The following is a 16,043-nucleotide window of genomic DNA, read 5'->3' on the forward strand; positions in this document are numbered from 1 at the left end:
GCGTTTCCCTTACGCCGAGTCGGCCAACCGGGCCACCACCGCCGGTAGCTCGCTGGCGTGACGGATGGCGATGGCGCCTTCCGGCGTCGCCTCCTCCTCGGGGAAATGGTTGAGGTGCACCACGTGCATGCCGGCGGCCAGGCCCGCGGCGACGCCCACGGTGGCGTCGTCGATCACCACGCAGCGCTCGGGGGCCTGGCCCATGGCCGCGGCGGCCTGGCGGTAGAGGTCGGGGTCGGGTTTCCAGACCTGCAGGGTGTAGGCGCTGAACAGGTTGTCGCCGAAGTGGGGTGCCAGGCCGGTGCTCTCCATGGCGCAGCGGATCTTGGGCTCCGGGCCGTTGGAGACCACCGCCTTGGGATGGGCGCTCAGGGCGTCGAGGGCCGCCGGCATGCCGGCGATGGGCTGGAGCTCGGCGCGCATGCGCCGCTCCATCAGGCCGCGCATCTCGTCCTCCATCACCGGAAAGCGCCCGTCGACCAAGGCGCCGTGGCGCGCTTCCAGGGCCTCGATGATGGTCTTGAAGCGCACCCCGCGGAACTCCTCCATGTACTGCCGGGCGGAGAAGGGCAGGCCGAAGGCCGGCAGGATCTCGCCCATCACCTCGGCGAGCAGGATCTCGCTGTCGACCAGGGTGCCGTCGGAGTCGAAGAGCAGGCAGAGCGGTGGGGTCATGGGGGCCTCGCGGTCGGGAACAGGGGGCAGGAGGAAAAGTGAGCGACGCCGGCCCATCTTAACAGGGCCCGGCGTCGGGTGATGTGACGGGCCCGCCTCAGACGAAGTCCGGCACCAGGGCGTGGGGAATCGCCAGGACCAGGTCGGGGTAGACGATCAGCAGCAGGATCACCCCCAGCATGATGGCCAGGTAGAGCAGGGTGGTGGCCAGTGCCTTGAGCAGCGGGATGCCGCCGATCTTGGCCGAGATCATCAGGCACAGGCCGTAGGGCGGGGTGATCAGCCCCAGGCCGAGGGCCATCACCGCGATCACCCCGAACTGCACCGGGTGCACCCCGGCCTGCATGGCCAGCGGCTGGAAGATCGGCGCCATGATCGCCATGGCCGGCAGGGAGTCCATGAAGGTGCCGATGATCAGCATCACCAGGGTCATGATCAGCAGCAGCACGATGGGGTCGGTGATGTTCACCCCGGCCATCAGCTTGGGCGGGATCTGGTAGAAGCTGATCAGGTAGCCGAAGATCGCCGCGCCCACCAGACTGAACAGCGACAGCGAGCAGAGCCGCACGGTGTCGGTGGAGGCCTCGAGCACCTGGCGGGGCTTGAGCTCGCGATAGACCAGGAAGCCCAGCGCCAGGGCGTAGAGCACCGCGATCACCGCCGCCTCGGTGGGGGTGACGATGCCCAGGGTGATGCCGCCGATGATCACCACCGGGATGCCCGCCGCCAGCAGGCCGTCCTTGCCGGAGCTCATCAGCTCGGCCAGGGAGGCGCGCTTGCGGACCGGGACGTCGTAGCGGCGCACGTAGCCCATGTTGAGCGCCAGCTGGGCGACGCCGATCAGGATCCCGGGGAGGATGCCGCCGAGGAACAGGCCGGCGATGGAGGTGTTGGTCAGCGCCCCCCAGACGATCATGTTGATGGAGGGCGGGATGATGATGCCCATCACCGAGGAGGCGGCGGTCACCGCCACGGCGAAGTGCACCGGGTAGCCCTCGCGCTTCATGGCCGGGATCAGCACCGTGCCGACTCCGGCGCTGTCGGCGGTGGAGGAGCCGGAGACGCCGGCGAACAGCATGCTGACCATCACGTTGACATGGGCCAGGGCGCCACGGATATGGCCCACCAGGCGCATGCACAGGGTGATCAGGCGGTCGGTGATGCGCGCCGCGTTCATCAGGTTGCCGGCCAGCAGGAAGAGCGGCACGGCGAGCAGCACGAAGGAGTCCATGCCGTTGTACATGCGCTGGAACATCACCCAGTGGGTGAGCCGGGGGTCGAGCCAGATCACCCCGAAGGCGGTCAGCACCAGGGCCATGGCGATGGGTACCCCGGCGACGATCAGCACGCCGAGCAGGGCGAACAGCAGCCAGGGCAGCAGAAAGACCCAATCCATCGACAGCATCAGGGGCGTCCTCCAGGCTGGGTTGAGGGGGTGGCCAGGGGATCGCCCTGGTGGACGGCGTGCTCGAGGGCCTCGACGACCTCGTCGGGGGTGTTGAGGGCGGCCTCCATGGCGGTCATGCCGTGCAGGGCGGTGTGCAGCAGGCGCTGGACGCTGAACAACAGGATGAAGGCGCCGCTGATCAGGAAGGTCGAGTAGACGTAGACCATCGACAGCCCCGAGGCGGTGGCGCTGCGGCGCAGTCCGGAGAGGGCGAAGTCGCGGCCGTAGACGATGAAGATCACCCCCACCGCCAGGCAGGCCAGGTCACGGATCAGCCGGGTGGCCAGGTCGGCCCGGGAGCCGCGCGGGAAGGCTTCCAGCACGAAGTGGTCGGCATGCAGCACGCCGACGGCGGTGCCCAGCATGATCATCCACTGGAAGGCGAAGCGGCTGAACTCCTCGGTCCAGTAGAGGCGCGGCAGCAGCGGCAGGTTGCGGCTGGCCACCTGGTAGACGATCAGCAGGATGAAGCCGAACAGCAGCGCCAGCAGCAGCAGGTGGAGCAGGCGCTCCAGGACGCGGTTGAGGCGGGCCAGGCCATGAAGCAGCAGGGACATGGCGATTACCTGTGAGGGTGAGTGGTGGGCGTGTGGAGAGGGTGGCCGGCGCGCCGCGAGGGCGCGCCGGCACCGGGTCACTGGGCGTTGACGATCATCTGGTGGAGCTCGGTCAGGCCCATCTCGGCGATCACGCCTTCCTGGGGACCGGCGACGGCCGCCATCATGGCCTCGCGGTCCATCTCGTGGAGGGTGGCACCCTCCGCGACCAGCAGCTCCAGGGCCTCGGCGTCCTGCTCGAGCTGCACCTGGCGGGCGTACTCGGCGGAAGCGGCGGCGGCGGCCATCACCTGCTCGCGCTGCGTGTCGTCGAGGCGCTGCCAGGTCTGCTCGGAGAGGGTCAGCAGGCGCACCGTGATGTCGTGCTCGGAGAGGCCGATGTGCGGAGCCACCTCGTGGAAGCGCATGCGATGGATCCACTCCGCCTCGTTGAGCAGGCCGTCGATGGCGCCCAGCTGCAGGCCGGTGTAGATCTCGCGCCACTCCATCACCGTGGGGTCGGCGCCCAGTGCCTGCCAGGCGGTGATCAGCGGCGGGGTGGGGTTGGTGCGCAGCTTCATGCTCGCCAGATCGTCGAGGCTCTCCAGGGGGTTGCGGCTGACCACCTGGCGCTTGCCGCCGCCGTAGAAGGCCAGCACCCGCACATCGGTCTCCTCGCTGATGCGATCGGCGATCTCGCGGCCCACCTCGCCGTCCAGCACGGTCTGCCAATGGGCCACGTCGCGATACAGGAAGGGCACCGAGAAGACGTTGGCGGTGGGCGAGAAGTCGGTGATCAGGCCGGGGTTGATGATGGAGACGTCCAGGGCGCCGGCCATCTGCTGCTCGAACATCTCGGTCTCGTGGCCGAGCACCGAGTTGCCGAGGATGGTGACCTCGATGGCCCCGTCGCTGGCCTCGGCGAGCAGTGCCTTGAAGCGCTCGGCACCCAGATGGTAGGCGGTGTCCTCGGTACCGCCGTGGCCGAAGCGCAGCTCCAGGGCCTGGGCGGTGGTGGCCAGGCCCAGGGTGGCGGCGAACAGGGCGCCACCCAGCAGGGTGCGGGTGGTGCGGGAGGGCTGTTTTGGATCGATCCATTTCTTGGTCATGATGACACCTTTGTTGTTGTCGCCGCATCGAGCGGCGGTCAGTGAGCCGGCGCGGAAGGCGCGCTAGTAATGGCCGCCGGAGGAGGCGGCGGGTCCGGACGACGCCGGGGCGCCGCAGGAGTCACGAACCTGGAGGCGGGGGGCGAGCACGACCTGCTCCCGGGCCCCCGCGGGATCGGCGATGCGCCGCAGCGCCAGGCGGGCGGCCTCCTCGCCGATGGCATAGGGATGGGTGGCGACGCTGGTCAGCGCCGGATCGCCCAGGGCGGCTTCCTCGAGGTCGTCGGTGCCGATCACCGCGCAGTCGACGCCGGGCGTGAGGCCCATGCGCTTCAGCCCGAGCATGGCGCCGAAGGCGACCAGGTCGTTATGGCAGACCACGGCGGTCGGGGCCGGCGACTCGGCCATCAATTGCTGGATCAGCGTGAAGCCGTCGCGACGAGTCACGGTGGCGCGCAGCAGGCGCTGGTAGTCGAGGCCGTGACGCTCCAGCGATTCCCGGTAGCCCTGCCAGCGCTCGCGGGTCGCCGAGTGCTCGCGGTGACCGCCGAGGAAGGCGATGCGCCGGTGTCCCAGGGCCACCAGGTGATCCATGGCCTGGCAGACGCCCTGGCGGAAGTCGGTGCCGGCGTAGTCGAAGGGCGGCTCACCCACGTGGCGCAGCACCTGGATGCAGGGCAGGCCCCAGTCGGCCAGGGTGGCGATCAGGGCCGGGTCGGTGCCCTCCGCCGGGCACAGCAGGATGCCGTCGACGCGGTGCTCGCGCATGCGCTCCAGGAAGCGTTGCTGGCGCTCGGGCGAGTCCTCGCTGTTGGCCAGGAAGGAGACATAGCCCTGGCGGTGCAGGGCGGCGTCGATGCCCGCCACCATGGCGCCGAAGAAGGGGTTGGCGATGTCGTAGACCACCACCCCCAGGGTCGCGGTGCGGCTGCCGCGCAGGGCCGCCGCGCCGCGGTTGTAGACGTAGCCCAGGGCCTTGATCGAGCGCTGCACCTTGCGCCGGGTGCGCTCGGCCACCAGCGGGCTCTCGCGCAGCACCAGCGACACCGTGGAGCGGGACACGCCGGCGTGGGCGGCGATGTCCTGCAGGGTCACGCTGACGGTGTCGCGCTGGCCCTTGCGGGGGGCGGCATCCTGGGACATGGGAGCTCCGGTGAAGTGCTTTTGGATTGATCCAAAAATAGAGCAGGCGACCGGCCCATGCCAATCGCCTTTAGTCTAAGATCGCTGTCCTAGCGGCCGCGGCGTGTGTCCCAAGCGTCCTCGTTGACCAGGCTGATGGGCCGCTCGCCGCGCAGGGCCAGGCCGAGGTTGTCCACCGCGCGCTGGGCCATGGCATCGCGGGTCTCGTGGGTCGCCGAGCCGATATGCGGCAGGGCCACCACATTGGCCATATGGGGCAGCGGCGACTCCGGCGACAGCGGCTCCTGCTCGAAGACGTCGAGGCCGGCGGCGCGGATCCGTCCCATCTCCAGGGCCTCGATCAGCGCCGCCTCGTCGACCACCGGGCCGCGGGCGATATTGACCAGGATCGCCGAGGACTTCATGCGCGCAAGCTCATGGGCGCCGATCAGGTGGCGGGTGGCTGCGGTGAGCGGCACGGTGACGCAGACGAAGTCGGCCTCGGCGAGCAGTTCGTCGAGCTCGCGGCGCTCGGCGCCGAGCTCCGCCTCCAGGGCCGGCTTGGGCGAGGCGCTGTAGAGCACCCGCATGCCGAAGCCCAGGGCGCCGCGGCGTGCCACGGCGGCGCCGATGCGCCCAAAGCCCACCATGCCGAGGGTCTTGCCGTGCACGTCGCTACCGAAGTGGGCGGGGCCGATGCTCTTCTGCCAGTCGCCGCGCTTGACGAAGTCGGCCAGCTCCACCACCCGGCGGGCGCTGGCCATGATCAGCGCGAAGCCGGTGTCGGCGGTGGTCTCGGTGAGCACGTCCGGGGTGTTGCAGAGCAGGATGCCGCGCTCGGTCAGCGCCTCGACGGGATAGTTGTCGTAGCCCACCGAGATGCTGGCGATCACCTCCAGCTTGGGCGCCTCGTCGAGCAGCTCCGGGGTGATCTTGAGGCTCGAGCCGATCAGGCCATGGGCCTCGGGCAGGGCGGCGCGGAAGGCCGGGTCGTCGGCCGACTCGAGGCCCGGGAAGGTCTGCACCTCGAATTCCCGGGCCAACTGGGCCAGTTGGGCCTCGCTCAGGCGGCCGTAGGCCAGGATACGCTTCCTCATGGGTGTCTCCTCAGGATTCCAGTTCGTTCAGACGGGCGCGCTCGGGCAGACCCTCCATATCGCCTACTACCTGCACGGCCAGCGAACCGATCAGATTGCCGCGCTTCAGTGCCTCGCGGGGCGAGCGGCCGTCGATCAGGGCGCTGACCACCCCCACCGCGAAGCCGTCGCCGGCGCCCACGGTGTCGACCACCTCGGCCACCGGCACCCCGGGCACGGTGAAGCTCTCCTCCACGCCGTCGAGGCTCCCTCGATAGTAGCTGCCTTCCGGCCCGAGCTTGATGATCACCGCCTGGGCGCCGCGCTCGAGATAGAAGTCGGCGATCGCCTCGGGGGTGTCCTGGCCGGTCAGCAGGCGGCCCTCGGCCAGCCCCGGCAGCACCCAGTCGGCCCTGGCCGCCAGGGCATTGAGGGTGTCGCGCATCTCGGCTTCGCTCTTCCACAGGCTGGGGCGCAGGTTGGGGTCGAAGGAGAGGCTGGCGCCGGCGGCCCGGGCCCGGTCGAGCATGGTCTCGGCCAGCTCGCGGCAACTCGCCGAGAGCGCCGGGGGAATGCCGGTGGCGTGCAGGTGGCGCAGCGCCGAGAAGTCGACGTCCTCGGCATCGGCCGGTGCCAGATGGCTGGCGGCGCTGCCGCGGCGGATGTACTCCACATGGGGGTCGGCGCCACTCAGGGCGCGCTCCTTGAACACCAGGCCGGTGGGGTGCTCGGGGTCGACGTGCAGGTGGCGGCAGTCCAGCCCCTCGGCCTCCAGGGCCCGGCGGAGGTAGGTGCCGAAGCTGTCCGCGCCGACCCGGCTCAGCCAGCCCACCCGGAAGCCGAGGCGGGCCAGGCCGATGGCCACGTTGGTATCGGCGCCGGCGATGCGGCGCTGGAAGTGCTCGACCTCGGCCAGGGCGCCGGGGGTCTCGGCGACGAACATCGTCATGGCCTCGCCGAAGGCGAGGATCTCGGGGGCGCTAGGGGGTATCGACATGGCGTGTCCTCTTGTGCTGTGTGAAGAGTTCTGGTGATGACGGTTGGGGAGGGTCGCCGGGGATCAGAGCCGGCGCAACCGGCTCAGCTGCTCGGCGGTGAGGGCCACGGGATCCGGGGCCTCCAACGGATATTCGATGGCGCGCGGCAGGTCGGCCGGGAAGTGCGCCAGCAATGCTTCCCAGGCCGCCAGCTCGGCGTCGTCGGGAACCCGGGCACGAGGGCGATCGGCGTCATGGGCGACCCCCTTGCAGTGTAGATAGCGTACGAAGCGACCCAGGCGCCGGGCCGCCGCCAGCGGATCGCTGCCGGTCCAGTGCCAGTTGCCGATATCGAAGGTCATGGCCAGCGGGCAGCCGGCCGCCGCGGCGTCCTCCAGGCAGGCGGCCAGGGGTTCCGGGGTGCCGCCCTCCGGGGTCTGGTCATTCTCCACCAGCAGCGGCGGGGCGGCCGCGAGCCGCGTGCGCAGTGCCGTCCAGGCGGCTTCATCGGCGCCCGCGTAGTGCCCCAGGGAGACCTTCACCGCCGCCGCGCCCAGGGCGACGGCCTCGCGCAGCCGCGCGTCCAGGCCGGTGGCGGGATGCGTGCCGTCCCAGAGGAGATCGGCGGCGGAATAGACCACCGTCAGGCCCTGGGCGGCACAGTCGCGGCCCAGAGCGACGAAGTCCGTGAAGCCCGCCGGCAGCAGCTCGCGGCGGATCTCCACCCCGTCGGCCCCGGCCTCGGTGAGCCAGGGCAGTACCGCCGCCTGGCCGCGGGCCTCGATCAGGGTGCGGCCATAGGCGGAGGTGGCAACCAGGGTGGCGGGACCCGGCGAGGCTCCAAGAGAGAGTCTTGGGAACGGTACCATTTCCGGGGTGGCGATGGCGTTGGCGGAAGCGAGGGACATGGGAGCTCCTTCTGAGAGGGGAGGCGCTAGCGGCGGGTGGAGCCGCGCGGGATCAGGCTGGCCTGAAAATGCACCCGGCGCGCCGGCGTCGTGCGGTCACCGGCCTCGCGGCGATGCATCAGGCACTCCACCGCGGCGCGGCCGATCGCCTCGGTGGGCTGGGCCAGGGTGGTGATGCCGGGGCCGACCAGCGCGCACCAGTCGAGCTCGTCGATGCCCAGCAGGCCCGTCTCGCCGAGTCGGGCGCCGAGGGCCTGCAGGGCGCGGGTCGCCGCCAGGGTGGCATTGCCGTTGGCACAGAGCAGCGCCCCGGGGGCCCCGCCGGGGCGGGCCAGGAAGTCGGCGATGGTGCGTTGCAGTGACTCGCCGTCATCGAGCGGCTGACAGTGCGCCGTGCCGGCGAGGTCGCGCGCCTCGATGCCCTGCCGGAAGCGACTCAGGCGGGCCTGGCGGGGGCTGGCCTGTTCCGGTGGTTCGCTCACATAGAGCAGCTCTCGATAGCCCTGGCCCTGGAGGTGGTCCAGGGCCAGGTCGACGGCCCGGGCGTTGTCGAGCCCCACCACCTCGGCTTCGACCTCGCCCAGCTCGCGATCGAGCAGTACCAGGGGAATGCCCTGCTCCGCCAGCCCCTGCAGCTCGCGGTCCGGGCTGCCGGCGGCGTTGACCACCAGCCCCTCGACCCGATAGGAGGCGAGCAGCGCCAGGTGGTCCCGCTCCTGGGCCGGGTCGTTGTCGGTGTTGCAGACCAGCAGCGACAGGCCCTGCTCGCGACAGGCCTGCTCCACGCCGTGCATCACCGCCACCGAGAAGGGGTTGCGGATGTCCGCCACCAGCATGCCGATCAGTCGCGACCGCCCGCCCTTGAGTCCCCGGGCCATCTGGTTGGGGTGGTAACCCAGGCGTCGGGCGGCCTCGGCGATGCGGCCCTGCAGTTCCCGGGAGAGCCGCTCGCGCTCGCCACCGAAGTAGCGCGACACACTGGTCTTGGAGGCGCCGGCGGCCCTGGCGACCTCAAGGATGGTGGCTCGTCGTGGCAATGATGGTGTCGTCATGATCCCCGGTGATTTCGGATGGGAACGTTCCCATCCTAGTGCGGCCGGATGCGTTCGGCAAGAAGACGCAACCCGGGGCGGGTCGTCGTCGGCTCCGGCCCGTGTGGCTGTGCCTGCGGGGCCCATGTGTCAGATATCACCACTCGTTCAGGGGGGCTCGGCCGTGATTCTGGATGTCGGTGTATTTTATAAACGATTGATTTAAAGGTTTTTTATTTGTTTCTGGCCCCGCCTTGGCCCGCTCCCTGCAGCAGTCAGGGCGAGCAAGACATGCCGGCCGAGACCGCAGACACGCCAAGTGGCAATCGGCCCCTCACCGGCATGACGAGCGAAGCCTCAGGCTTCACAAGGAAACTCAAGTTCAGACGCCATTGGAGGTGCGAACATGATGTCCAAGGAATTCCTCAAGAAACTCGGTATCGTCGGTATTACTTTCGGCCTGGCTGCCAGCCCGCTGGCCTTTGCCGACTTCCATGAGGAAGAGGGGCAGGAGGGGATTCCCCAGGAAGAGCCTGCACCGGATACTGGCGGTAATGCCGAGGCTGATGCTGGCTTTGATACCACCACCGAGTACGAGAACGAGGAGCAAGAGTTCGAGTACGAAGAGGAGAATGAAGAGGAAGAGTTCGAGTACGAAGAGGAGAATGAAGAGGAAGAGTGGGAAGAAGAGGATGATGAAGGCCAGGGTTGGTAAGCCCTGACGCTGCCCAGGGAGGGGCAGCGGGTTCTCCCATCGGCTGACGTCGCTGGCGTCAGCCGCCTCGACCGCCTCCGGCTCTGCCGGTGGCGGTTTTTTTCGTGCTCGCCTCAGCGCCGGTGCTGTGTCCAGGCCGCCCGAGACCAGGACGGCGGGCGCCCTCTCGATGTCGGGATCATGCGTTCTCCTTTGCCGGGAGCCGCAGGGTATCGCGCAGGATCAGGACGGCGACGATACCGGTGGCCAGCCCCGCGACCAGGGTGGGAGGGAACGGCCAGACGATCCCCACCGGGATCAGCAGCGCAAAGGCCGCCGCCGCCGCCAGCCGTGCCCGCATGGCACTACGCCGACGGTCGCCGGCGACGCAGCAGAGCAGCACGAAGAACAGCGCCAGCGAGCCGAGATACAGGGCCGGGTAAAGTGGGTCGGTGTAATCGCTGAAGACGGATTCGAACAGCTTGGTCTTGGCCACCGCGGAGGTGATCAAGACCAGAGCCAGCGGTAGATGAGCGAAGATCCAGGGCACCGGGTTATCCTCGCGCAGCACCCGCGCCGCGGCATGCTCGCCATCGATGGCGGCGAAATAGAGCCACCAGAGGCCGAAGAAGGTGGCGATGGCCGGCGCGGAGAAGAGCGCGGTATCCATCGACAAGGGCGGCGGCGGGTCGACGGAGATGCTCTTGATGAAAGTCTCGCCCAGCACCAGGATGATCAGGGTGCCGAAGCGTTCGACCAGGTGGTGGGTATGCACCGGGAAGCACCGCAGCAGGGCGAGGAAGCGCGGCGCCACGGCGCTGTAGGCCTCCCAGAGGAAGGTGGCCACCCAGACCAGGGGGCGCCATTCCACGGGCAGCAGCAGCGACCCGGCCCAGAGCAGGGCGCCGGGCAGGTGGAAGTGGGTGATATGGCGCACCAGCAGTTCGCGCTGTTCCGGGGCGTGGCGCAGCGATCGCGCATACATAACGATCATGGTGAGGCGGAAGCCGATATAGCAGACCACGAACTGGGTGCTGGCGTCGCCGAAGGCATTCGGCACGCTCAGGCCCATCCAGGCGATGAAGAACAGTTGCACCAGCAGCAGCAAGCGGTGCACGGCATCGTCGGCGGCGAAGCGGTTCATGTACCAGGCGACATTCGCCCATACCCACCACAGCGGCGCGAACAGCACCAGCACCTTGAGAAAGCCCGAGGCGCTGAGATCGTGACTCAACTGGTCGCCGATCTGGATGAAGACGGCGACGAACACCAAGTCGTAGAAGAGCTCCAGCCAGGTGGGCTTGGCCGCTTCGTGCTCGGGGAGCCGGTGGCGCAGGTGCGGCGGTCGGAGGGGATGGGACATCGACGATTCTCTCGAACGTTGTTACCCCTAGGTGTCAGGGCCAGCATGAAATTTCCGCCACGCCCATGCCGCTGCCAGGGCCGGGATGCCAAACAGGAACAGGTGCACCAGCAATTCCTCGGCCAGCGGGTAGCCCGCCGCCAGCCCCATGCCGAGGTTGACGGCGCTGACCGCCAGCCAGAGGACGATAAAGCCCAGGGCGACGCGGGGACGCCAGGCCGGGCGGCTGAGGGCCAGGGCCACGCCCAGTATGGCCAGGCCGACGATGATGAAGATAAGGGTACGCATGGTCGTGACGTCCTTGTGTCGGGAGGGGCATCCTCCTCTAGCCTAGTTGCCCATGCGCCGGAGTGAAGGCCCCGACACGATTCGGGCGGCCAGATGGCCGCCCGAACTCGTCTTTCGCAAAGAGATGCGCAAAGGGATACGAGGAGATCACTTCACCTTGGGATCCAGCTCGCCGCGCGCGTAGCGCTCGAACATCGCCTCGAGGCTGATCGGCTTGATCCGCGAGGCGTTGCCGGCGGTGCCGAAGGCCTCGTAGCGCGCGATGCAGACGTCGCGCATGGCGGCCACGGTCTCCTTGAGGTACTTGCGCGGGTCGAACTCGGCGGGGTTGCTGGCCAGGAAGCGGCGCACCGCGCCGGTGGAGGCCAGCCGCAGGTCGGTGTCGATGTTGACCTTGCGCACGCCGTGGCGGATGCCCTCGACGATCTCCTCGACCGGCACGCCGTAGGTCTCGGGGATCTCGCCGCCGAACTCGTTGATGATCGCCAGCCACTCCTGGGGTACCGAGGAGGAGCCATGCATCACCAGGTGAGTGTCGGGGATGCGCTCGTGGATCTCCTTGATGCGCTGGATGGAGAGGGTATCGCCGGTGGGCGGCTTGGTGAACTTGTAGGCGCCGTGGCTGGTGCCGATGGCGATGGCCAGGGCGTCCACCCCGGTCGCCTTGACGAAGTCGGCGGCCTCTTCGGGGTCGGTGAGCAGCTGCTCCATGTCGAGCTTGCCCTCGGCGCCGATGCCGTCCTCCTCGCCGGCCATGCCGGTCTCCAGGCTGCCGAGGCAGCCCAGCTCGCCCTCCACCGAGACGCCGCAGGCGTGGGCCATCTCGACGGTGCGGCGGGTGACGTCGACGTTGTAGTCGTAGTCCATGGGCGTCTTGCCGTCCTCGCCCAGCGAGCCGTCCATCATCACCGAGGAGAAGCCGAGCTGGATGGAGCGCTGGCAGACCGCGGGGCTGGTGCCGTGGTCCTGGTGCATGACCACCGGGATGTGCGGAAACTCCTCGACGGCGGCGAGGATCAAGTGGCGCAGGAAGGGAGCCCCGGCGTACTTGCGGGCGCCGGCGGAGGCCTGGACGATGACCGGCGAGTCGGTGGCGTCGGCGGCTTCCATGATGGCGCGCATCTGCTCGAGGTTGTTGACGTTGAAGGCCGGGATGCCGTAGCCGCGCTCGGCGGCGTGGTCGAGCATCTGGCGCATGCTGATCAGTGCCATGAAGTGTCCTGTCTGTGTCTTCGCAATGACGGCGCGGCCGGGCCGCGCCGAGATGGGGGCGGGGCTTGTGGTGTCTCAGCGAGCGGCGGCGTCTTCCAGGGCCTTCACCGCCGGCAGCGTCTTGCCCTCGACGTACTCGAGGAAGGCGCCGCCGCCGGTGGAGATGTAGGAGACCCGGTCGGCGATGCCGTACTTGTCGATGGCCGCCAGGGTATCGCCGCCGCCGGCGATGGAGAACGCCGGGCTTTCGGCGATGGCCTTCGAGATCACCTCGGTGCCACGGCCGAACTGGTCGATCTCGAACACGCCCACCGGACCATTCCACAGGATGGTGCCGGCATCCTTGAGCAGGCCGGCCAGGCGTGCCGCGGTCTCGGGACCGATGTCGAGGATCATCTCGTCGTCGCCCACCTGATCGACCGGCTTGACCACGGCGTCGGCCGACTCGGAGAACTCGGTGGCCACCACCACGTCGCTGGGCAGCGGGATCTCGACCCTCCCCATCAGCTCCCTGGCCTTGTCGATCAGGTCGGCCTCGTGCAGCGACTTGCCGACCTTGTGCCCGGCCGCGGCGATGAAGGTATTGGCGATGCCGCCGCCGACGATCAGCTGGTCGCACTTCTCGGAGAGCGCATTGAGCACCTCGAGCTTGGTGGAGACCTTGGAGCCACCGACGATGGCGGTCATCGGGCGCCTGGGGGCGGCGAGTGCCTGCTCCAGGGCGTCGAGCTCGGCGGCGAGCAGCGGGCCGGCGCAGGCGGTGGGCGCGAAGCGCGCCACGCCATGGGTGGAGGCCTGGGCGCGGTGGGCGGTGCCGAAGGCGTCCATCACGAAGATGTCGCACAGCGCGGCGTACTGCTTCGCCAGCGTCTCGTCGTCCTTCTTCTCGCCCGCGTTGAAGCGCACGTTCTCGAGCAGCACCACCTCGCCGTCGGCCAGGTCCAGGGCGGCGCCCAGGTAGTCCCTGACCAGGGTGACCGGGCGACCGAGCAGTTCGCCGAGGTGCTCGGCCACCGGGGCCAGCGAGAACTCCGCGGCCGGCTCGCCCTCGGTGGGGCGGCCCAGATGGCTCATCAGCATCACCTTGGCGCCGGCGTCCTGGGCCGCCTGGATGGTCGGCAGCGCGGCGCGCAGGCGGGCGTCACTGGTCACCTTGCCGTGCTTGACGGGCACGTTCAGGTCCTCGCGGATCAGCACGCGCTGGCCGCTGAGGTCGAGGTCGGTCATCTTGTGCACGTTCATCGGGGCGTCTTCCTCATCTGGAGAAACCGAAGCAGGGGCATCGAAGCAGAATCATGGGGCGGGCGGGGGCAGGGCGGCCAGGCGCCGGCTCACGTCGAGCATGCGGTTGGCGAAGCCCCACTCGTTGTCGAACCAGCACAGCAGCTTGATCAGGCGGTCCCCCGCCACCCGGGTCTGGGTGGCGTCCACGATACCGGAGCGCGGGTCGTGGTTGAAGTCGATGGAGGCCATGGGCTCCTCGGTATAGCCGAGCAGCCCGGCCAGCCGCCCGCGGCTCGCGGTGTGCAGCAGGGCGTTGACCTCGGCGGCGCTGGTATCGCGCCGCACGCAGATCGACAGGTCCATGGCCGAGACATTGATGGTCGGCACGCGCATGTGCAGGCACTCGAAGCGCCCGGCCAGGTGCGGCATCAGGCGATTGATGCCGCGCGCCAGGCTGGTGTCCACCGGCACGATGGAGTGCATCGCCGAGCGGGTCAGGCGCAGGTCGGTGTGGTGGTAGGCGTCGATCACCGGCTGGTCGTTCATCGCCGAGTGCACGGTGGTGGTCACGCCATGCTCCACGCCCAGCGCCTCGTCGAGCACGGTGAGCACCGGTACCAGGCAGTTGGTGGTGCAGGAGGCCGCCGAGACGATGCGGTGGCCAGGCTCGAGCTCGTGATCGTTGATGCCGGTAACGATGGTGGCGTCGACGTCGCTCTCCGCCGGCTGGGAGAACAGCAGCCGGCCGGCGCCGGCCGCCAGGTGACGTTCGGCGGTGGCGCGGTCCTTGAAGCTGCCCGAGCACTCGAGCACCAGATCGATGCCGAGCTCGGCCCAGGGCAGGGTCGCGGGGTCGGACTCGGAGAGCAGGCGGATCGCCCGACCGTTGACCACCAGGTGGTCGCCCTCGACCTCCACCCGGCCGGGGAAGCGGCCGTGGGTGGTGTCGTAGCGGGTCAGGTAGGCGATGGTGGCCAGGTCGGAGAGCTCGTTGATCGCCACGATCTCGAGTTCGGGCTCACGCTCCGGCTCGATGCGCTCGACGAGCGCGCGCAGCACGCACTGGCCGATGCGGCCGTAACCGTTGATGGCGATACGATGGGCCATGGTGGTGGCGAAGTCTCCCGGAGCCGTGAAACACGAACCGGCGATTCTAGCGCATTTGCGACCGGCAGGCCCACCGGTCGAGCCGCGAAACTCGGCAGCGACCAGGGCGCGCTCGTCACGCCGCGAGTGGTGTCGCGGGCGTCGTGAGGGGGGCGGAAAAATTTGCTCGGGAGGCACTTGAAACGCCACCGAGCGTTCCTATTTTGCAGATTACGGGGGTCTGTCGGCCCCGGCATGGCCCCTTCCGACAACCTGTCTGCAGCAGGAGGTGGTTGCAATGTTCGACGATCTCAGGCGTTTCGATACCGGTCCGTTCCAGGGGGTGGACTGGTTCCGGCAGTTGATGGATGAGTTCTTCACGGAAGGTGGTGCCGCGGATATCCGTGCGGTGCCGCGGGGCAGTTACCCGATGATCAATGTCGGTCGTACCGACGACGCCGTGCGTGTCTATGTGTTCGCCGCGGGGCTCTCGGCGGGCGACCTGGAGGTCAGCATTCAGGACAACGTCCTGACCGTCAGCGGCAAGCGCGAGGCCGTGGTACCCGAGACGGAAGGCGAGGAGCGACGCACCGACTTCCGTCGCGAGCGATACCGCGGCGCGTTCAGCCGTTCGCTCGCCTTGCCGGATGGCCTGGATGTCGAGCGTGCCGAGGCGCGCTTCCGTCATGGTGTCTGCGAGGTGCTGCTGCCCAAGCGCGAGGAGCTCAAGCCACGCCGTATCGAGATCCGGGCGGCGTGATGATGCCCGGTCAACCGCGAGGAGGTGATCTGTCATGAACGATGTTGCCCAGCGTGACGAAGGCGCCAGCGTGCCGACCAGTCGCGAACAGCGGGCCGAGGCCCTGCTGCCGCCGGTGGACATCTTCGAACAGGGCAACGCCCTGCACGTCATCGCCGACATGCCCGGGGTGACGCACGAGTCGCTGAGTATCGAGGTGGACAACAACGTGCTCAGTCTCGAGGGTGAGGTCCGCATCGAGATGCCCGAGGGGCTCGCGGCCATCTACGCCGAGGTGCGTGCGCAGCGCTTCGTGCGCCGCTTCACCCTGAGCCACGAGATCGATACCGATGCCATCCAGGCGCGGATCGAGAATGGCGTGGTGCACCTGGTGCTGCCCAAGAAGGAGACCCACCGGACTCGGCGCATCGAGGTCCAGCCGGCGTGAGTGGTCGCTAGCCGTCGAGCGCCCTCCCCGAAAGGGAGGGCGCTGCCGTTTGCAAGGTCGGCATCCGCTCGGTAGGGTCCTACACTACGCTGGGAATAGCGTCTTCGA

17 protein-coding genes are annotated in these 16,043 nt (G+C 68.9%); 3 read left to right on the forward strand and 14 right to left on the reverse strand.

What is annotated here, in order from left to right; genetic code table 11:
* Positions 1-9: 9 nt before the first annotated feature.
* The 9 genes from C1H66_RS12190 to C1H66_RS12230 all read right to left on the reverse strand — a co-directional run bounded on the left by C1H66_RS12190 (position 10) and on the right by C1H66_RS12230 (position 8,887).
* The gene (locus C1H66_RS12190) at positions 10-675 is read right to left on the reverse strand and encodes an HAD-IA family hydrolase (RefSeq protein ID WP_102628156.1); all 666 of its coding nucleotides are present in this window, start codon (positions 673-675) and stop codon (positions 10-12) included.
* A 97-nt stretch (positions 676-772) separates the two neighbouring features.
* Complete coding sequence (locus tag C1H66_RS12195) at positions 773-2,080, reverse strand: TRAP transporter large permease (RefSeq protein WP_102628157.1); 1,308 nt, start codon at positions 2,078-2,080, stop codon at positions 773-775.
* Positions 2,080-2,679 (reverse strand): TRAP transporter small permease, encoded by a 600-nt coding sequence (locus C1H66_RS12200; protein ID WP_102628158.1) that lies wholly within the window; start codon positions 2,677-2,679, stop codon positions 2,080-2,082. Before C1H66_RS12200 ends, C1H66_RS12195 begins: the two co-directional genes overlap by 1 nt.
* A gap of 77 nt (positions 2,680-2,756) precedes the next feature.
* Positions 2,757-3,767, reverse strand: a complete 1,011-nt coding sequence (locus tag C1H66_RS12205; RefSeq protein WP_102628159.1) for a TRAP transporter substrate-binding protein — start codon at positions 3,765-3,767, stop codon at positions 2,757-2,759.
* Positions 3,768-3,830: 63 nt separating this feature from the next.
* Positions 3,831-4,910, reverse strand: a complete 1,080-nt coding sequence (locus tag C1H66_RS12210; protein WP_102628160.1) for a LacI family DNA-binding transcriptional regulator — start codon at positions 4,908-4,910, stop codon at positions 3,831-3,833.
* Between the two features lie 89 nt (positions 4,911-4,999).
* Positions 5,000-5,986: a 2-hydroxyacid dehydrogenase gene (locus tag C1H66_RS12215; RefSeq protein ID WP_102628161.1), complete on the reverse strand. Its 987-nt coding sequence runs from the start codon at positions 5,984-5,986 to the stop codon at positions 5,000-5,002.
* 10 nt (positions 5,987-5,996) lie between these two features.
* Positions 5,997-6,962, reverse strand: coding sequence for a sugar kinase (locus C1H66_RS12220; RefSeq protein WP_102628162.1), 966 nt, complete (start codon positions 6,960-6,962; stop codon positions 5,997-5,999).
* Between the two features lie 63 nt (positions 6,963-7,025).
* Complete coding sequence (locus C1H66_RS12225) at positions 7,026-7,850, reverse strand: sugar phosphate isomerase/epimerase family protein (RefSeq protein WP_240618296.1); 825 nt, start codon at positions 7,848-7,850, stop codon at positions 7,026-7,028.
* A gap of 26 nt (positions 7,851-7,876) precedes the next feature.
* Positions 7,877-8,887, reverse strand: coding sequence for a LacI family DNA-binding transcriptional regulator (locus C1H66_RS12230; RefSeq protein ID WP_306417646.1), 1,011 nt, complete (start codon positions 8,885-8,887; stop codon positions 7,877-7,879).
* A 400-nt stretch (positions 8,888-9,287) separates the two neighbouring features.
* Here C1H66_RS12230 and C1H66_RS12235 point away from each other — a divergent pair, with 400 nt between their 5' ends.
* Positions 9,288-9,596, forward strand: coding sequence for a hypothetical protein (locus tag C1H66_RS12235; RefSeq protein WP_102628164.1), 309 nt, complete (start codon positions 9,288-9,290; stop codon positions 9,594-9,596).
* A 178-nt stretch (positions 9,597-9,774) separates the two neighbouring features.
* On the opposite strand, the gene C1H66_RS12240 is transcribed toward C1H66_RS12235, so the two are convergent.
* The 5 genes from C1H66_RS12240 to C1H66_RS12260 all read right to left on the reverse strand — a co-directional run bounded on the left by C1H66_RS12240 (position 9,775) and on the right by C1H66_RS12260 (position 14,769).
* Entirely contained in the window at positions 9,775-10,938 is a 1,164-nt protein-coding gene (locus tag C1H66_RS12240; protein ID WP_102628165.1) for a low temperature requirement protein A, read from the reverse strand.
* Between the two features lie 27 nt (positions 10,939-10,965).
* Positions 10,966-11,226 carry a hypothetical protein gene (locus C1H66_RS12245; RefSeq protein ID WP_102628166.1) on the reverse strand — a complete coding sequence of 87 codons (261 nt, stop codon included), beginning with the start codon at positions 11,224-11,226 and terminating at the stop codon, positions 10,966-10,968.
* 147 nt (positions 11,227-11,373) lie between these two features.
* A complete protein-coding gene (gene fba, locus C1H66_RS12250) occupies positions 11,374-12,438 on the reverse strand; it encodes a class II fructose-bisphosphate aldolase (protein ID WP_102628167.1) in 1,065 nt (354 codons plus the stop codon).
* Positions 12,439-12,513: 75 nt separating this feature from the next.
* Positions 12,514-13,680, reverse strand: coding sequence for a phosphoglycerate kinase (locus C1H66_RS12255; RefSeq protein WP_102628168.1), 1,167 nt, complete (start codon positions 13,678-13,680; stop codon positions 12,514-12,516).
* A gap of 51 nt (positions 13,681-13,731) precedes the next feature.
* Positions 13,732-14,769, reverse strand: coding sequence for a type I glyceraldehyde-3-phosphate dehydrogenase (locus C1H66_RS12260; RefSeq protein WP_102628169.1), 1,038 nt, complete (start codon positions 14,767-14,769; stop codon positions 13,732-13,734).
* Positions 14,770-15,046: 277 nt separating this feature from the next.
* Between C1H66_RS12260 and C1H66_RS12265 the strand changes: the two genes are divergently transcribed.
* The gene (locus C1H66_RS12265; RefSeq protein ID WP_102628170.1) at positions 15,047-15,508 is read left to right on the forward strand and encodes an Hsp20/alpha crystallin family protein; all 462 of its coding nucleotides are present in this window, start codon (positions 15,047-15,049) and stop codon (positions 15,506-15,508) included.
* A gap of 34 nt (positions 15,509-15,542) precedes the next feature.
* A complete protein-coding gene (locus C1H66_RS12270; protein ID WP_102628171.1) occupies positions 15,543-15,935 on the forward strand; it encodes an Hsp20/alpha crystallin family protein in 393 nt (130 codons plus the stop codon).
* Positions 15,936-16,043: the final 108 nt, after the last annotated feature.

The organism is Halomonas heilongjiangensis, assembly GCF_002879645.1.
GTDB lineage: Bacteria > Pseudomonadota > Gammaproteobacteria > Pseudomonadales > Halomonadaceae > Halomonas > Halomonas heilongjiangensis.